Here is a 16,701-nt window from a genome sequence, read left to right on the forward strand (position 1 = left end):
GGACCAGTCAGCCGATCAGGTCGTAGCCGAACAGGAAGACCGCCGTCACGACCAGTCCACAGGCCACCACGATCGTCGGCATCAGGATCTTCTCGTCGAGTTCGGCGTCGTCGGCCACGCCACGCCTGCGCGCCACCAGCGTGCGGACCCCGATCCCCGCCAGCGCCACCAGCACGGCGCCGCCCAGGATCAGCACGCCCACGATGCCCAGTGACATCGGCTCAGCTTACGAAACCGGCGCCAGCATCTTCTCGAACGCGATCGGGTAGACATCACCGTCGGCGGGCAGCGGCTCGGACAGCCGGGTGTAACCCGCCGACTCGTACAGCGCCTCGGCCTCGGGCTGGCGGTCACCGGTGGTCAGGTAGACGCGGCGGTACCCGCGCTCGGCGATCAGCGCCTCCAATTCGACGAGCAGCGCCTTGGCGTAGCCGCGCTTGCGGTGCCCGCTGTGTGTCCAGATGCGCTTGAGCTCGGCGGTGTCGGCGTCGAACCGCTGGAAGGCACCGCCGGTGACGGGCGCGCCGTCGACCAACCCGATCAGCAGCGCGCCGTGCGGGGCGGTGAACTCGGCGGCCGGATGGCCGCGCAGCCAGCGCGCGACGCCGGCCTCGGTGCCGCCGTACCGGGTCGAATACTCCACCGCCAGTTCGGCGAGCAACGGTTCCGCGAGCGGGTCGTCCTGCGCCACCGACACGAAACGCACCTGTGTGTCCATCACCGGTGAATGTCTCACGTACCCCTCTTCCCCGAAAAACTTGACACGTGTAAAGTTCGCCGCCATGGACAACATCAGGGGCAAGACCATCGCGATCACCGGCGCCGCCCGCGGTATCGGTTATGCCACCGCCAAGGCCCTGCTCGCCCGCGGCGCCCGCGTCGTCATCGGCGACCGTGACGTCGCCCTGCAGGAGTCGGCCGTCGTCGAACTGACCAAGCTCGGCCAGGTCTCGGGTTACCCGCTCGACGTCACCGACCGCGATTCGTTCGAGACCTTCCTCGACAAGGCGCGTACCGACGGTGGCGGCCATATCGACGTGCTGATCAACAACGCCGGGGTCATGCCGGTCGGAGCGTTCCTGGACGAGACCGAGCAGTCGATCCGCTCATCCTTGGAGGTCAACGTCTACGGCGTGCTGACCGGTTGCCAGCTCGCACTGCCGGACATGGTTCGCCGCCGCAGCGGGCACATCATCAACATCGCCTCGCTCTCGGGCCTGATCCCGCTGCCCGGCCAGGTGGTCTACGTGGGCGCCAAGTACGCCGTCGTCGGCCTGTCCACCGCGCTTGCCGACGAGATGGCCCCGCACGGGGTCAACGTCTCGGTGATCATGCCGCCGTTCACCAACACCGAGCTGATCTCGGGCACCAAGTCCGGTGGTGCCATCAAGCCGGTCGAGCCCGAGGAGATCGCCGCCGCGATCGTCAAGACCCTCGACAAGCCCAAGACCCATGTGTCGGTGCCGCCGCCGCTGCGCTTCACCGCCCAGGCCGCCCAGATGCTACCGCCCAAGGGCCGCCGCGCGATGAACAAGGCGCTGGGCCTGGACACCGTGTTCCTGGACTTCGACAAGTCCAAGCGCAAGGCCTACGAGGATCGCGCCAGGGCCGCCCAAGGCGTCATCGAGTCCGACGGCAAGTAGCGGCGCTGCGTCCGGCCGCCGATGCCGGTGAGGATCTCGTAGTCGATGGTGCCGACCGCCCGCGCCCAATCAGCGGCGCTCGGCCCACCAGAATCCTCCGCGCCGAACAGCACCGCCCGGTCCCCCTCGGATACGCCACCGCCGTCGTGTCCGAGGTTCACCACCAACTGGTCCATGCAGATGCGGCCGACGCCGGCGAACCGGCGCCCGTCGATACCCACCGACAACCTGCCCGTCAGCGCCCGCGGGATACCGTCGGCGTAGCCGGCGGCCAGCACCGCCACCGTGGTGTCGCGGTCGGCGACCCAGGTGTGGTTGTACGAAACACCCTGCCCGGCGCGAACTCTGCGGATCTGCGCCACCTCCGCGGTCAGCGTCATCGCCGGGCGCAACCCGAAATCGCCGGGCACCGGGCCGTACCCGTACAACGCGATCCCGGTCCGCACCGCATCGCGGGCCAGGCTCCGATCCGACAGGGCGGCCGCCGAATTGGCGATGTGCACCCGGTGCGGGCGCAGCCCCTCGACGAACTCGTCCAGCCCGGCCGCCTGCGCGGCGTTGAGCGGGTGGCCGGGTTCGTCACCGCGGGCCAGGTGGCACATCACCGTGCGCAGGACGACGGCATCATCGGACAGCCGCGCCTTCACGGCGGCCCAGTCCTCGGGCGCCACCCCGCTGCGGGCCAGTCCGGTGTCGACCTTCACCCCGACGGTGGCTCGGCGGCCCAGCCGCCCGGCTGCGTCGATCACCCGCTCCAGTTGGTACGGCGCGGACACCACTAGCTCGACATCGGCACCGATGGCCGCCGCGAAATCCGTTGTCGGCGTGTGCAACCAGGCGATCACCGGGGCGGTGATCCCGGCCGCCCGCAGTGCGAGCGCCTCGCCGACGGTGGCCACCCCGAGTTCGGTGGCCCCCGCCGCCAGCGCGGCCCGGGCCACCGGTGCCGCACCGTGGCCGTAGCCGTCGGCCTTGACCACCGCGATGACGTCGGCGCCGGACCGCTCGCGGATGACGCCGACGTTGTGCGCGATGGCCGCCAGGTCGACGACCGCTTCCGGACTCAGTATTCGATCGCTTCGATCAGCGGGCCGGGCTCGTCCATCAACGCCCAGAACCGGTCCCGGATGGCCACCGTCATCGGGCCGGGCTCACCGTTGCCGATGGGCTCGCCATCGAGGGAGTTGATCGGGGTGACCCCGCCGGCGGTGGTGACGGCCATCAGTTCGTCGGCGTCGTAGAGCTCATGGCTGGTGACATCGCGCAGGGTGGCCTCGATGCCCAGCTGGTCGGCGAGTTCGAACACCGTCTTCCGGGTGATCCCCGGCAACGCATTTCGCGACGGGGAGGCCAGCTTGCCGTCCTTGACGATGCAGACGTTGAAGCCCGGGCCCTCGGCGACGCAGTTGTCGGCGTCGAGCAGGATCGCGGTCCGCGCGCCGCGATCCTTGGCTTCGAAGCTGGCCGCCGTCAAGTCCCCCCACTGGTAGTTCTTGATGGTCGGGTCGACGGTGTTGCGTCCGGCCCGGCGGACGTGACGCGGGACGATGGCGGTGGTGCCGAAGATCTGCTCGGCCGGCGGGAACGCCCACAGATACGGGATGGCGTAGATGTACACCTGGTGGGTGAGCTTGGACAAGTCCTTCTCGCCTTTGCGCTTTCCGTAGCCGCGAGTGATGGTCAGGTTGACGAAGGACTCCCGCAGCTGCGACATCGACACGCACTGCTTGGTGATGCCGGCGAGTTCGTCCTTGGTGTAGCCGGCGTCCAGGCGCAGCTTGCGTGCGCCGTCGAGCAGGCGGTCCAGGTGGTCGCCGAGCCGGAAGATGTTGCCGTGCCACACATGCGCGACGGTATAGGTGAGATCGGAGTGCCCGAACCCGGTGTCGAAGATCGAGATCTTGGCGTCCTCGGCGGGCAGGAACTCCCCTTCGATCCAGGCGACACCGCCGGCGAACGGGCTGGAGTGGTCGAGTTCGTAATCGCTGTACTGGATCACCGATCCGGGCGGGGTGGCCTCGCGGATGGCTCCGGGTTCGACGGCGACGAGATTGGAGGTTCCTGCGCTCATGATGATGCGGTCCTTTCTAGAGGTTGTGGGTCTTGGCGTAGCCGGCACCGGCGTCACCGCGGCTGAGCCGTGACTTCAAGCCGGTGGCCCACCAGATCGCGGCGAGCACCACGATGCCGAGGAAGACCCACTTGTTGTTGGTGAACTGGGGCAGGAAGAGCAGGGCGACGGCGACACCGAGGAACACCACCAGCGCGGTGACGTACAGAGGCAGCCGGAACCGGCCGAGATCGAAGGTGCCGGGCTCGCCGACCGGGATGGTGCCGCGCTTGTAGCCGATCAGCAGGCCGATGGTCTGCAGGATGTAGACGAAGAAGAACAGCAGCGAGGCGATGCCGATGATGTAGTTGAAGGCTTTGTCATTGACCAGCGCCGAGAGCAGCAACACCGTTGACAAGCAACCCAATCCGATGATGGCAAAGGTCGGTGCCTTGCTCTTGGGAGAGACATGGCGCCACACGTGTGAGAACGGCAGCATGTTGTCGCGGGCCATGGAGTAGGCCAGCCGGGTCGCGACCAGAATGTTGGCCAGCAAGCAGGCCAGGATGTTGGTCAGCGCGATCGCGACGATGATCTTGGTGACCACCGGGCCGGTCTGCTGGGTGATGATCTCCTCGATCGGTGCCGCGGAGTTGGCCTCGACGGCCGCAACGTCTTTGATGGCCAGCACGTAGACGATGTACATCAGCAGCTCGATGACGATCGAGGTGACCAGGGCGTAGAACATGGTCTTCGGGACGACGCGGCGGGCGTCCTTGGTCTCCTCGGCGACGTCGGCACCGGATTCGACGCCGATGAGCCCGAAGAACGGTCCCAGTGCGGCGGCCAGCCAGGCCAGCATGTAGGAGTCCCTGTCGCCGGACTCGCCACCGGTGAACAACACCGAGATGGGCTGATGGTTCTCTGGTGCCGAGAACGCGATGATGGCGATCAGTGCGGTGGCACCGACGGTGATGACGAGTTCCAGACTGACGCCGATGTTGTTGACCATGGTCGCGAACCGGACGCCGTAGATGTTGATCAGCACGCAGACGAACACGACGGCGATCGCGATGAGGATCTGCTCGGTTTGGGTCATACCCCAGCCGAACAATCCACCCAGGTAGCCCGACAGGATGAAGCCGACACCGGTCATACCGCACACCCAGCCCATCAGCGCGATGAACCCGGTGAACCAGGCCAGGTTGGGCCCGTTGATGCGGCTGATCCACTGATAGGAGTAGCCGGCCAGCGGCAATTTGGCGGTCAGGTCGGCGGCGATGAACGCCCACAGTGCGAACACCGCGCCGGCCAGCAGCAGCGTCCACACGAACGGCCCACCCGCGGTGAAGTAGCCCGCCCCGAAACCGGTGAACACCGCGGTGGTGGCACTGATGGTGGCGAACCCGATGGCGAACGATGCCAGCGTGCCCACCGAGCGGTCCAGCTTCTGGGTGTAGCCGAGCTCGGCGAGCTTGGCATCTTCGGAGCCGAGGGCGGCGACCGTGTTTGCGGCGCTGAGCGCGGCGGGTTTGTCCGAATGAGTCGGTGGGGCGATTGCGTCAGTCATGGTCACTCCAGGTCAAGACGTGGGGGACGAACACCTGAAGACAGGAAACCGCCATCGGCCGGTCACCGGAAGTTTGTTGTTTTGATCTACTTATAAGCTGGGTTTATCACTGCCGGGATCATGGCCGCCGCCGCCCCCTCCCCACTGCGCCTGCACCAGTCTGACCAGGGCGTCCGCCTGTGGCGTCAGGTCGGCGGGATTCCAGGCCAGCGCGGTGTGGCTGAGCGGGCGGTCCGAGATCGGCACGTAGACGATGCCCGGCCGGTCGTAGAAGCGGGCCACCGACGAGGTGGTGAAGCTGATCCCGAGTCCGCGGGCGATCGCCGTGGTCTCGGCCTCGTAGGTGGCGGCGATCGCGGCGATGGTGGGCGGGCGGTTACCCCGGACGTCCATCGCCAACCAGTAGTCCCGCCAGGTGCCTGCGGTCAGCGGGGCGCACACGATCGGGTCGTCGAGCAGTTCGGCGATGCCGACCTCGCTGCGACCGGCGAGACGGTGATCGCGCGGTAGGCAGGCCACCCAGGATTCCGAGTCCAGGATCAGCATCCGGTGCTCGGGCAGGTCTACCGGCGGCCGGATGATCGCGACCTCGGTGCTGCCGTCGGCCAGTCCGGCCGTGGGATCGGCGAAATCGAATTCGATCGGCTCGACGGTGACCTCGGGATAGGCGGATTCGAAGTGCCGGACCAGCCGGAACAGCAGGTCCGCGCCGGTCCCGATCAGATATCCCACGCGCAGCACTCCGCGCCGGGTGCCGGACAGCATCACCAGGTTGTCGACGACGGCGTCGACGCCGGACAACGCCTGCTGCACCTGAGGCAACCAGGCCGCCCCGAGGTCGGTGAGCGCCACCTCGCGGGTGTTGCGGTGAAACAGCACCACACCGAACTGGTGCTCGAGCTGTTTGATGGCGGTAGACAGGGCCGGCTGGGTGATGAACAGTCGCTCGGCGGCACGGCGGTAGTTCAGCTCCTCGCCGAGGACGGCGAAGTAGCGCAGCTGCCGCAGCGTGACGTCATTCACGCCGGTGCCGGGTCACCGTTCCGGTGGGCCTCGATGACGTCCAGCTTGGCGAACAGTTCTTCGTGGGTGAAGGTGTGCCGCTCGGTGGTGCCGACGAAGGTCACGTGCACCAGCGTGCCGTCCTCGGCGGCGTCCAGCCACAGCGAGGTGACCGGGATGCCGTCGTCGACCTGCGCCCCGGACGGTTCGTAGAACCAGATGGCGTAGTCGTCATCGGATTCCTCGTCGTCGAATGTCCAGCCGCGCTCGGTGATCCGCTCGTCGAATTCGGCCAGATCGGCGACCACCGCGTCCTGGATCGCCGACAGCTGCTCGATCACCGCATCCGGCACCCAGCGGGCGTCGCCGGCGGACTTGCGTTTCTTGCGCCGGGCCTTCTTCGCATCCGAAGCTTTCGACACGGTCGTCAGCCCAACGCCTGATCCAGATCGGCGATCAGGTCCTCGGTGCCCTCCAGGCCCACCGAGATCCGCACCACGCCGTCGCCCAACCCGATCGCCGCGCGTCCCTCCGGGCCCATCGCGCGGTGGGTGGTGGTGGCCGGGTGGGTGATCAGCGATTTGGCGTCGCCGAGGTTGTTGGAGATGTCGATGATGCGCAGCTTGTCCAGCAGCTTGAAGGCGGCGTCCTTGCCGCCGGCCACCTCGAAGGTGACCACGGTGCCGCCGCCGCGCATCTGGCGCTGCGCCAGGTCGTACTGCGGATGTGACTGCAGGAACGGATACTTCACCCAGTTCACACCGGACTGCTGCTCCAGGAACTCCGCCACCCGCTGCGCCGAGCGGTTGGCGTAGTCCACCCGGACCGCCAGCGTCTCAAGGCCTTTGAGCAACGTCCAGGCGTTGAACGCGCTGATCGCCGGACCGGTGTGGCGCATCAGTTTCTGCACCGGGCCGTCGATGTAGTCCTTGTCACCCAGGATGGCGCCGCCGAGCACCCGGCCCTGACCGTCGATATGCTTGGTGCCCGAGTAGACCACGACATCGGCGCCCAACGGGATGCCCTGCTGCAGCAGCGGGGTGGCGAAGACGTTGTCCAGCACCACCTTTGCGCCCGCGGCGTGGGCCAGATCGGAAACCGCGGCGATGTCGACCAGTGACTGCATGGGGTTGGACGGCGTCTCGAAGAACACCGCCTGGGTGGGCTTGCTCAGCGCCTCCTCCCATTGGGACAGGTCGTCACCGTCGACGAAGACGGTCTCCACACCCCAGCGCGGCAGGATCTCGTTGCATACCACGAAGCACGAACCGAACAGACTGCGGGCCGCGACCAACCGGTCACCGGCGCCCAGCAGCGCGCCCAGCGCGGTGAACACGGCGGCCATCCCGGTGGCCGTGGCGAACGCTGCGGGAGCGTTCTCGATGAGCCGCAGCCGCTCCTCGAACATCGAGATGGTCGGGTTGCCGTAGCGCGAATACACATAGCGGTCGATCTCGCCGGTGAACGCCTTCTCCGCGTCGGCGGCCGACTCGTAGACGTAACCCGAGGTCAGGTACATCGCCTCGGCGGTCTCCTCGAAACCGGAGCGCAGCAGGCCGCCGCGCACGCCGATGGTCGCCTGGCTGACACCGTCGGGCAGTTCGGCAGGCACCCGTACAGAAGGGACGTCACTCACGACTGGCTCCAGGGCAATCCGACGGCCTTCCAGCCGGTGCCGCCGCGGTGGCGGTGCTCATCGAGGTTGCCCTCGAATCCGTCGAGCACGTTGTAGGACGGCCCGATTCCGGCACCGGTGGCCGCGATCGCCGCGCCGATGGACCGGTTGCCCGAACGGCACAGGAACACCACGGGGCGGGTGCCCGGGGCGATACCGGACTTACCCAGGTCGTCGATGAAATCGTCGTTGTGCGAGCCGTCGGTCCTGGTCCATTCGACGTACACCACGTCACGGCGCAGCGGGGCCAGGTCGGGCACTCCCACGAACCGCCACTCGGCCTCGGTGCGGCAGTCGACCAGCACCGCCTCGGGATTGTCGGAAAGCAACTCCCAGGCCTGCTCGGGCGTGATGTCTCCGGCGTAGCCCGGACTCTCGGATGTCGACACAGCCACTACCGTAACGGCTAGGCCGGACCGGGCGAGCACACCTTCCAGGCGCCGTCCTCGCGCACGAAGGTCATGTCGGTGCTGACCTGGTTCTCCTCGTCGTCACCGAAGTGGTAGCGCACCGACGCCCAGGCCTTGTTCCCGCCGTCGCCGACCCTGACGTTGCTCGCACCGTCGACGTAGCGCTCACCCTTTGCCGCCACCGAATCCCGTTGCCGGGTCAGGACCTCGTCCTCGGTGCCGTGCTGGGCGGCGCAGGTGGCGGCCCTGAACGCCTGGTAGTCCTGGCGCTGCAGCGCATCGTTCTGCGCGACGACCGCGCGGCCGATCTGTTCGGGGTCCCCGTCGCCGTCACCGCGGTTGATCACGAGAATCGTGGTGATCACAACCACGATGAGAACGAGGGCCAGCAGGAACGGCGTCGCCGTCGGTCTGTCCCGGTCGGCCGGATCCTCGCCCTTGCTGCTGCTCACGACTGCCAGAGCTTACGCAGCGCCACGGCGGCGCGTTGCGCACGGTCGCGTGCCACGGTGACGTCCTGGGCCGTCGCGAACGCCGCCCCCAGACCCCGGTCGAACACCCACACATCGCTCTCGGCCACTTCGAGCGCCTGGGCCAGCACCGCCAGCACGTCCGGTTTGGTCAGCGCGGCGTCGCCCGCGCGGCCGATCTCGGCGGCTCCGGGCGAGACCATGATGGTGTCGACGGGCAGGCCGAGGATGGCCCGGGCGTGCAGGTCGAAGACCGACAACCGTTGGGTGCGCAGCGTCAGCAGGGTGGCGTCGACGGGCCGGGGTCGCACGCCGGAGAAGTACACCTCGTCCGCGCGGACCAGCAGCTCGACGGCGAACGCACCGCGCCCGCCCAGGGAGTTCACGATGCGTGCGGCGATGGACTTGGCGGCGTCCAGAGCCGCCGGCGTCAGCCGGTGCGACTGCCAGGTCGACAGGGTGCCGTCCTCGGCGACCCGGTGTCCGATGGGCTCGCAGAAATGCACAGCGGGGCCGGTCGCGCTGGAGGTGCGGACCGTCAGCAGGGTGATCTCGTCGTCGACGTCGACCACCGTTTCGGCCATCACCCGGCGCTGGCCCGCGGCGACCGCACGCTCCCAGGCGGGCCCGACGTCTTCGGGCCGCAGCAGCACCGAGCGGCCGGTGTCGGCATCCTCGGTCAGCGGTGTCACGGCCAGCGGGAATCCGGCGTGTTCGGCGATGGCGGTCAGCTCGGCCGCCGAGCCGGCGAACCAGAACGGCGCCGTTGGCAGGCCCAGTTCGTCGGCGGCCAGCCGGCGCAGCCCCTCCCGGTCCAGGCTGAGCCGCAACGCCCGCGGCGTCGGGAAGACCTCGGCGGTCTCGGCGATCGTGCCGAGTTGGTCGGCGGGCACCTGATCGGATTGCGCCACCACGAAATCCGGGTTGTCGGCCGCGGCCGACGTCACCACCGCGCCCAGCCGTTGAAAGGCCAGCGTCAGCTCACGGCTGGTCTCGGCGTCGCCGAGCAGCAGCACCACGGGTGCCGCCGGGTTGGCGGGAGTGTCAGCGTCTTCGGCGTGCCTTGTCATCGCCAGACCAGCCTGCCAGATAGTCAGCCGACGCGGACGTCGACATAGCACCACCGCCACGTCTCGCCGGGTTCGACGGATCGCATCACCGGATGACCGGTCCGGCGGAAGTGCGCGGTGGCGTGTTGGTGGGGGCTGGAATCACAACAGCCGACATGCCCGCAGGACAGGCACATCCGCAGATGGGCCCAGGTGTCCTCTCCCAGCTCGGCGCATTCCTGGCAGCGCCCGGGAGTAATCGGCGCCGGTTCTACGCTTTCTACCGTCGGCTCCAGGTGCTCACACAGATTCGTCGTTTCACGTCGTCGTGATCGCTTGAGCATGTTGACCGAGGATAGGTGGATGCGGTGGGAGTGACTCTGCTGGCGGTGGCAGTGGCCGCCGTACTGCTGGCTGCGGTGAGCCGGCGCCTCGACATCTCCGCTCCGCTGGCGCTGGTGGTGGCGGGTCTGGCGGCCAGCAACATCCCCGGATTCGACTCCGTGGAGCTGGATCCCGAACTGGTGCTGTTCGTGATCCTGCCGCCCCTGCTGTGGTCGGCGGGGCTGGAGAGCAGCTACGTCAACATGCGCAAACGCGCCGGGGCCATCGGCATGCTCGCGGTCGGCATGCCGCTGATCACCACTTTGGCGGTGGGGTTCGTCGCCTACCGCGTGGTGCCCGAGTTCACGCTGGCCGCCGCGCTCACCCTCGGTGCGATCGTCGCTCCGCCCGATGCGGTCTCGGCGACCGCGGTGGGACGGCGGCTCGGGCTGCCGCGGCGGGTGATGACGCTGCTCGGTGGGGAGAGCCTGCTCAACGATGCCACCGCACTGACCGCCTACAAGGTCGCACTGGCCGCCGCGATCGGCGCGTCGACCGGGTGGGCGTCCGGGTTGGGCACCTTCGTGGTGGCCGCCGCCGGTGGCGTGGTGGTCGGTGTGCTGGCGGGCCTGATGATCACCTTCGTGCGCTCGCGGGTGAACGATCCGCTGGTCGAGAGTGCGATCGGGCTGCTGGCGCCGTTCGTGGTGTATCTGGTCGCCGAGGAGGCGCACACCTCCGGTGTGCTCGCCGTCGTGATCGCCGCGCTGATGATCGGGCAGCGGACGACCACCCATGCCGGTTATGCCACCCGGTTGCAGGACGACGCGGTGTGGCGTGCGCTGCAACTGATCCTGGAATCGTTCGCGTTCCTGCTGATCGGTTTGCAGTTGCCCTCGGTGGTGGGCCAGCTCTCGGACATGTCGGCGGCCAAGATCGCGATCTCGGCCGCGGCGGTGCTGGGGACGACGATCGCGGTGCGGGTGATCTGGGTGTATGTGTTCGCGTATCTGCGCTCGCCCCGGCCGTCGGCCGGTGAGACGTTCGTGGTGGCGTGGGCCGGCATGCGTGGGGTGGTGTCGCTGGCCGCCGCGTTCGGTGTTCCCGCGACGACGCTGGCCGGTGACCCGTTCCCCGGCCGGGATCAGCTGGTGTTCCTGACCTTCGTCGTGGTGGTCGGCACGCTGCTGCTGCACGGATTGACGTTGCCGTGGGTGATCCGCAGATTCGGCGTGGAAGGTGATGACGCCCGCGCCGATGCGCTGGCGCACGCGGCAGCTCAGGACAAGGCGGCCCGCGCCGCCGCCGACCGGCTCGACGAACTTCTCGGGCAGCAGGGCGCGTCGATGCAGGACAGTGCCGCCGAGGTGCTGCGCAAGTGGAACATCGCGCGTCGCAACGCGGCATGGGAGAGGTTGGGCCGCAGCGAGGACGAGATCGGCCAGAGCCCGGCATCGGTGTTCCGCGGGCTGCGTCTGGAGATGCTCGCCGCCGAGCGTGCGGTTTTCATCGCCGAGCGCGATGCCGGGAACATCGACGACGAGGTGTTGCGGGAGGTGCTGCGCGGGTTGGATCTGGAGGAGGCGACGCTCAATCGTCGCTAGTCGTGCGGAATTCCTGCATGGCACCCACCAGCGCGGTGAACACCCGGTGCGCGGCGTCCAGATCGCCGTCGGGCAGGTCGGCCAGCGCCCGGGAGTTGATCTCGGCCAACGGCGTGAAGAAGTCGGTGGCCACGGCCAGTCCGTGGTCGTCGTAGCGCAGGATCACCTTGCGCCGGTCATCGGGATGGGTTTCGCGGCGCAGATGTCCCGAGGCGATCATCCGTTCAACCAGATAGGTCACGGCCGCCGCCGACGTGCCGATCAGTTTGCGCAGTTCCCCGGCGGTCAGCGGCTCACCCGCCGCGTCGGCGACCATCACATGCAGCAGCGCGCGGAAGTCGTTGGCGCTGACGTTGTTCCGGCGCGCGAAGTCGCGGCCGATCTGATCCGATTCGGCCGTCAGAGCGCGTACGTCGGAAGCGATCATCCGCTCCAGGTCCTCGCGTGCCACCCGCGCAGCATATCGGCGGTGTTGATTAATAGTTAAGTTTCTGAAATATTTGACTCATGTCCCGACGTCTCTCCTGGCTCGTCGCGCTCCTGGTGATCCTGGCCTCCGGCGCCGCCATGGCCCTGCTCAGCGGCGGCGATTCCGCCTCACAGTCCCCGGTGGCGGTGCCGGCATCCGCCGAGTCCGCACGGGTGGATGCCGTCCGCGCCGAATTCCCCGGCGGCGATCAGGCCCCGGCCATCATCGTGTTCAGCCGCACCGACGGCGGTCCGCTGACTCCGGCGGACATCGCGGCCGCCGGACCGGGCGCCCAGGTGTCCCAGGACGGCCTGGCCGCGGTGTCGGTCTCGCCGCTGTCGGCCGACCTGTCCGGTTTCGCGCTCGACGACGCCGTCCAGGAACTGCGGGCGACGACTTCCGAGCGCTTACCCGACGGTCTGCAGGCGCAGGTGACCGGCGGCCCGGCCTTCGGCGCGGATATCGCCAATTCCTTTGCCGGCGCGAATTTCACCCTGCTCGCAGTGACCGCCGCGGTGGTGGCCGTGCTGCTCATCGTCACCTACCGCTCGCCGGTGCTGTGGCTGGTGCCGCTGCTGGTCATCGCGTTCGCCGACCGCGTCGGCTCGGTGGTCGGCACGGCGGTCGCGTCCGCATTCGGCCTGAGCCCCGACGGTTCGACCGGCGGGATCACCAGCGTCCTGGTGTTCGGCGCCGGCACGAACTATGCGCTGCTGCTGATCTCGCGATATCGCGAGGAACTCGGTGTGCGCCGGGACCATCGCGACGCGCTGTGGACGGCGGTGCGCGCGGCCGGTCCGGCGATCCTGGCCAGTAACGCGACCGTCGTCCTGGCCCTGCTGACATTGGCCTTTGCCACGGCCCCGAGCAATCGCAGCCTCGGCGTGCAGGCCGCCTCCGGGCTGGTGGTCGCGGCGATCTTCGTGTTGCTGGTGCTGCCACCGTTCCTCGGGTTGTTCGGTCGGAAGTTGTTCTGGCCGTTCATCCCCGAAGTCGGCGCCAAGGCGCTGACCGACAACGGGGTATGGCACCGGATCGCCTCCTGGGTCGCCCACCGGCCGGGCTGGGTCTCCGGTGGCGCACTGGCCGCGCTGGCGGCGCTGTGCCTCGGTCTGGTCGGCACGCCGGTCGGGTTGACGCAGACCGAACAGTTCCGGGTGCAGGCGGAGTCCGTCGGGGGGTTCGAGACACTGTCGCAACACTTTCCGAGTGGTTTGACCGATCCGACCGTCGTCATCGCACCGACGGTCGACGCTGCGGGGGTTTCGCAGGCGCTGGAGAGCACCCCCGGCGTGGTGTCGGCACGACCGGCAGGTACCTCGGACACCGGACTGAGCCAGTGGTCGGTGGTACTGGAGGCCGAACCGGCCTCCGATGAGGCCTTCGAAACCGTTGATGCCCTGCGCAGTTCGGTACACGCGGTGAGCCCGGACGCCCTGGTCGGCGGTTCCGATGCCGAGGCCCGCGATGCGGCGTCGGCCGCGCAACGCGATCGCATGGTGGTGATCCCGGCGATCCTCGCGGTGGTGCTGGTGGTGCTGTTCGTCCTGCTGCGCTCGGCGCTCGCCCCGCTGATCCTGGTGGCCGTCACCGTGCTGAGCGCGCTGGCCGCGCTGGGCCTGGGCGGCTGGGCCAGCGTGCATCTGTTCGGTTTCCCGGCCCTGGACAACAGCACCCCGCTGTTCGCCTTCCTGTTCCTGGTCGCCCTCGGTGTGGATTACACGATCTTCCTGGTGACCAGGGCGCGCGAGGAGACACCGGAGTTCGGTAATCGACAGGGCATCGTGCGAGCAGTCTCGGCCACCGGTGCGGTGATCACCAGCGCGGGTATCGTGCTGGCCGCGGTGTTCTGCGTACTGGGCGTGCTGCCGCTGATCGTGCTGACCCAGCTCGGCATCATCGTCGGGCTCGGGATCCTGTTGGACACCTTCGTGGTGCGCACCGTGATCATCCCGGCGCTGTTCACCCTGATCGGTCCGCGCATCTGGTGGCCGGGGCTGCGCGCCGACCGCTAGCGTGAGTCCGTGGAATCACGGACAGTCGCCACCCGGCTCGGCCGGTTGCACGTGCAGACCACCGGCGCCGGTGATGCGCTGGTGTTCTGGCCGAGCCTGCTGATGAGCGGCGACATGTGGACCGCGCAGGCCGCAGAGTTCGGCGAACACGCCAAGGTGGTGCTGATCGATCCGCCGGGGCACGGTGCGAGCGAAAAGCTCACCGCAGGCTTCACATTCGAGGACTGCGCGCAGTGCGTGGTGGATGTGCTGGACGAGTTGGGCATCAATCAGGCCCACTTCGTCGGCAACTCGTGGGGCGGGATGATCGGTGGGACCTTCGCCGCGCTGCACCCCGACCGGGTCGGCTTCTCGGTGCTGATGAACTGCACCGCCTCGGCCGCCGGTCGCCGCCAGCGCATCGAGTACGGACTGCTGTTGCGGGCGGCCAAGACGCTCGGCGGCATCCGCGGGCCGCTGACCCGCGAGGTCCTCAAGGCTTTTCTGGGGCCGACGACATTCCGGGAGCGGCCCGAGGTGGTCGAGTACGTGCGCACCGCCACCCGTGCCGTCGACATCGCGTCCAGCGCCTGGGCGGTGACCAGCGTGGTGCCGAAGCGGCCGGATCAGCGGGCGCTGCTTGCGCAGGTGCGCACTCCCGTGCTGGTGGTGGCCGGCGTCGAGGATGCGACGTTCCCGGTCGCCGAGACGCTGGAGATGGCCGCCGCGATCCCGGGCGCGGCCACCGCGGTGCTCGACGGGGTCGCGCATCTGGCCGCGTTGGAGAATCCGACCCTCGTCAACGCTCTGATCTCGGATTTTGTCCTTAGCGCGTAGCGTGTGGACATGACAGCCACGTTGCCTCCGGTACACATGCGCCGCAACGGTTTCGACCCGGTGCCCGAGCTCGCCGAGATCAGGGACGCGGACGGGGTGCGGTCGGTGGTCAGCGCGTTGGGCAACCCGGTGCACCTGATCACGCGGTACGAAGATGTCAAGACGGTGCTGTCCGACCACGAACACTTCTCCAACACCCGCCCACCGGGTTTCGTGTTGCCCGGTGCCCCGGCGATGTCCGACGAGGAACTCGCGCGCACGCGTGCGGGGAACCTGCTGGGCCAGGATCCGCCCGAGCACCAGCGGTTGCGCCGGATGCTCACCCCGGAATTCACCATCCGGCGGATGAAGCGGCTGGAGCCACGCATCACCGAGATCGTCGAGGAGCGACTGGACGCCATGGCGGCCGCCGGGCCGCCGGCCGATCTGGTCTCTCAATTCGCCTTGCCGGTACCGTCTTTGGTGATCTGCGAGCTGCTCGGCGTGCCGGTGGAGGATCGGCCTGCCTTCGAGCATCGTTCGGCGCGACAGCTCGATCTGTCGCTGCCGATCGCCGAGCGGATGGCGTTGCAGCAGCAGAGCCGCGATTACATGCAGAGCCTGGTCACCCGGGCCCGTCGCGCACCCGGTGAGGACATTCTCGGAATGTTGATCCGTGAGCACGGCGACGACCTGACCGATGACGAGCTGGTCGGCATCGCCGGTCTGCTGCTGCTCGCGGGGCACGAGACGACGTCGAACATGTTGGGGCTCGGCACGTTGGCGCTGCTGCGCTCGCCCGAGCAGTTGGCCATGGTCCGCGACGATCCGGATGCCATCGGACCGGCGATCGAGGAGTTGTTGCGCTGGCTTTCGGTGGTGCATCACGCGATTCCGCGATTCACCACCACCGAGGTGCAGCTGTCCGGCGTGACGATCCCCGCCGGGATGCTGGTGTTCGCCTCGCTGCCGGCCGGTAATCGCGACCCGGCGTTCGTGGACTCCCCCGATGAATTGAACATCCGGCGGGGCGCGGCCGGACATCTGGCGTTCGGGCACGGCGTGCACCACTGCCTCGGGGCGCCGCTGGCCCGGATGGAGATGCGCATCGCGTTCCCGGCCCTGCTGCGACGGTTCCCGTCATTGGCACTCGCCGAGCCCTTCGAGGATGTCGAGTTCCGGTCCTTCCACTTCATCTACGGGCTACGGTCGTTGGCAGTGAGGTGGTGAAGATGCGTATCGAAGCCGACCAGGACATGTGCATCACCGCAGGCAACTGCGTGATGGTTGCCGGTGAACTGTTCGACCAAGACGACGACGGTGTCGTGGTGGTGCTCACCGAGGACGTGCCCGCCGACGAAGAGGGGCACGCCCGCGAGGCCGTGAAGCTTTGCCCGGCGTCGGCATTGAAGCTGGTGGAGTAGGAGCGCCGGTAGCTGCGTCGGCTGCAGCGATCACCCACCTTGTCGGTGGGGCCGAGTAGCGTAGAACACATGTTCGAAGGATGCGATCGCGACACGCTGAAAGGGATGAGTGACGAAGCGCTCATCACCGCCGTCGCGGCCGCCACCCGCTCCGAAGCCACCGCCGCGGCGCGCCGGTTGGCCTTCATCGCCGAGGCCACC

Annotated in this window: 19 protein-coding genes; 6 read left to right on the forward strand and 13 right to left on the reverse strand. The window is 68.3% G+C overall.

The window, feature by feature from the left end:
* Positions 1-7: 7 nt before the first annotated feature.
* Together ACWDUN_RS29205 and ACWDUN_RS29210 are read right to left on the reverse strand one after the other, a co-directional pair.
* A complete protein-coding gene (locus ACWDUN_RS29205; protein ID WP_449934296.1) occupies positions 8-217 on the reverse strand; it encodes a hypothetical protein in 210 nt (69 codons plus the stop codon).
* A 9-nt stretch (positions 218-226) separates the two neighbouring features.
* Positions 227-718, reverse strand: a complete 492-nt coding sequence (locus ACWDUN_RS29210; protein ID WP_449934298.1) for a GNAT family N-acetyltransferase — start codon at positions 716-718, stop codon at positions 227-229.
* A 64-nt stretch (positions 719-782) separates the two neighbouring features.
* On the opposite strand from ACWDUN_RS29210, the gene ACWDUN_RS29215 reads away from it, so the two are divergent.
* Positions 783-1,643, forward strand: coding sequence for an SDR family oxidoreductase (locus ACWDUN_RS29215; protein ID WP_449934300.1), 861 nt, complete (start codon positions 783-785; stop codon positions 1,641-1,643).
* Here ACWDUN_RS29215 and alr read toward each other — a convergent pair.
* From alr to ACWDUN_RS29265, 10 genes are all read right to left on the reverse strand, one after another.
* Positions 1,589-2,713: an alanine racemase gene (alr, locus tag ACWDUN_RS29220; protein ID WP_449934330.1), complete on the reverse strand. Its 1,125-nt coding sequence runs from the start codon at positions 2,711-2,713 to the stop codon at positions 1,589-1,591. The genes ACWDUN_RS29215 and alr overlap by 55 nt on opposite strands.
* Positions 2,707-3,714: an aminotransferase class IV gene (locus ACWDUN_RS29225; RefSeq protein ID WP_449934302.1), complete on the reverse strand. Its 1,008-nt coding sequence runs from the start codon at positions 3,712-3,714 to the stop codon at positions 2,707-2,709. Before ACWDUN_RS29225 ends, alr begins: the two co-directional genes overlap by 7 nt.
* A gap of 16 nt (positions 3,715-3,730) precedes the next feature.
* Positions 3,731-5,263: an APC family permease gene (locus ACWDUN_RS29230; protein WP_449934303.1), complete on the reverse strand. Its 1,533-nt coding sequence runs from the start codon at positions 5,261-5,263 to the stop codon at positions 3,731-3,733.
* Positions 5,264-5,353: 90 nt separating this feature from the next.
* Positions 5,354-6,286, reverse strand: coding sequence for a LysR family transcriptional regulator (locus tag ACWDUN_RS29235; RefSeq protein WP_449934305.1), 933 nt, complete (start codon positions 6,284-6,286; stop codon positions 5,354-5,356).
* Positions 6,283-6,687, reverse strand: coding sequence for a hypothetical protein (locus ACWDUN_RS29240; protein WP_449934307.1), 405 nt, complete (start codon positions 6,685-6,687; stop codon positions 6,283-6,285). Before ACWDUN_RS29240 ends, ACWDUN_RS29235 begins: the two co-directional genes overlap by 4 nt.
* A gap of 5 nt (positions 6,688-6,692) precedes the next feature.
* The gene (locus ACWDUN_RS29245; RefSeq protein ID WP_449934309.1) at positions 6,693-7,901 is read right to left on the reverse strand and encodes an O-succinylhomoserine sulfhydrylase; all 1,209 of its coding nucleotides are present in this window, start codon (positions 7,899-7,901) and stop codon (positions 6,693-6,695) included.
* Complete coding sequence (locus ACWDUN_RS29250; RefSeq protein WP_449934311.1) at positions 7,898-8,329, reverse strand: rhodanese-like domain-containing protein; 432 nt, start codon at positions 8,327-8,329, stop codon at positions 7,898-7,900. Before ACWDUN_RS29250 ends, ACWDUN_RS29245 begins: the two co-directional genes overlap by 4 nt.
* A 17-nt stretch (positions 8,330-8,346) precedes the next feature.
* Positions 8,347-8,802 (reverse strand): Rv0361 family membrane protein, encoded by a 456-nt coding sequence (locus tag ACWDUN_RS29255; protein WP_449934313.1) that lies wholly within the window; start codon positions 8,800-8,802, stop codon positions 8,347-8,349.
* Positions 8,799-9,890, reverse strand: a complete 1,092-nt coding sequence (locus tag ACWDUN_RS29260; protein ID WP_449934315.1) for an ATP-grasp domain-containing protein — start codon at positions 9,888-9,890, stop codon at positions 8,799-8,801. The genes ACWDUN_RS29255 and ACWDUN_RS29260 overlap by 4 nt, the downstream gene beginning before the upstream one ends.
* Before the next feature lie 23 nt (positions 9,891-9,913).
* Complete coding sequence (locus ACWDUN_RS29265; protein ID WP_449934317.1) at positions 9,914-10,213, reverse strand: UBP-type zinc finger domain-containing protein; 300 nt, start codon at positions 10,211-10,213, stop codon at positions 9,914-9,916.
* A 24-nt stretch (positions 10,214-10,237) separates the two neighbouring features.
* Here ACWDUN_RS29265 and ACWDUN_RS29270 point away from each other — a divergent pair, with 24 nt between their 5' ends.
* On the forward strand, positions 10,238-11,797 hold the full coding sequence (locus ACWDUN_RS29270) for a Na+/H+ antiporter (RefSeq protein ID WP_449934319.1): 1,560 nt from the start codon (positions 10,238-10,240) through the stop codon (positions 11,795-11,797).
* On the opposite strand, the gene ACWDUN_RS29275 is transcribed toward ACWDUN_RS29270, so the two are convergent.
* Positions 11,784-12,224: a MarR family winged helix-turn-helix transcriptional regulator gene (locus ACWDUN_RS29275; RefSeq protein WP_449934331.1), complete on the reverse strand. Its 441-nt coding sequence runs from the start codon at positions 12,222-12,224 to the stop codon at positions 11,784-11,786. The genes ACWDUN_RS29270 and ACWDUN_RS29275 overlap by 14 nt on opposite strands.
* An 80-nt stretch (positions 12,225-12,304) precedes the next feature.
* Between ACWDUN_RS29275 and ACWDUN_RS29280 the strand changes: the two genes are divergently transcribed.
* Genes ACWDUN_RS29280 through ACWDUN_RS29295 form a run of 4 tightly spaced genes read left to right on the forward strand, consistent with a single transcriptional unit; the run spans position 12,305 to position 16,500 of the window.
* Entirely contained in the window at positions 12,305-14,281 is a 1,977-nt protein-coding gene (locus tag ACWDUN_RS29280) for an MMPL family transporter (RefSeq protein WP_449934321.1), read from the forward strand.
* A 9-nt stretch (positions 14,282-14,290) separates the two neighbouring features.
* The gene (locus ACWDUN_RS29285) at positions 14,291-15,097 is read left to right on the forward strand and encodes an alpha/beta fold hydrolase (protein ID WP_449934322.1); all 807 of its coding nucleotides are present in this window, start codon (positions 14,291-14,293) and stop codon (positions 15,095-15,097) included.
* A 9-nt stretch (positions 15,098-15,106) separates the two neighbouring features.
* Positions 15,107-16,306: a cytochrome P450 gene (locus ACWDUN_RS29290; protein WP_449934324.1), complete on the forward strand. Its 1,200-nt coding sequence runs from the start codon at positions 15,107-15,109 to the stop codon at positions 16,304-16,306.
* Between the two features lie 2 nt (positions 16,307-16,308).
* Positions 16,309-16,500 (forward strand): ferredoxin, encoded by a 192-nt coding sequence (locus tag ACWDUN_RS29295; RefSeq protein ID WP_449934326.1) that lies wholly within the window; start codon positions 16,309-16,311, stop codon positions 16,498-16,500.
* The last annotated feature ends 201 nt before the right edge of the window (positions 16,501-16,701 follow it).

The organism is Mycobacterium sp. NPDC003323 (assembly GCF_053589535.1).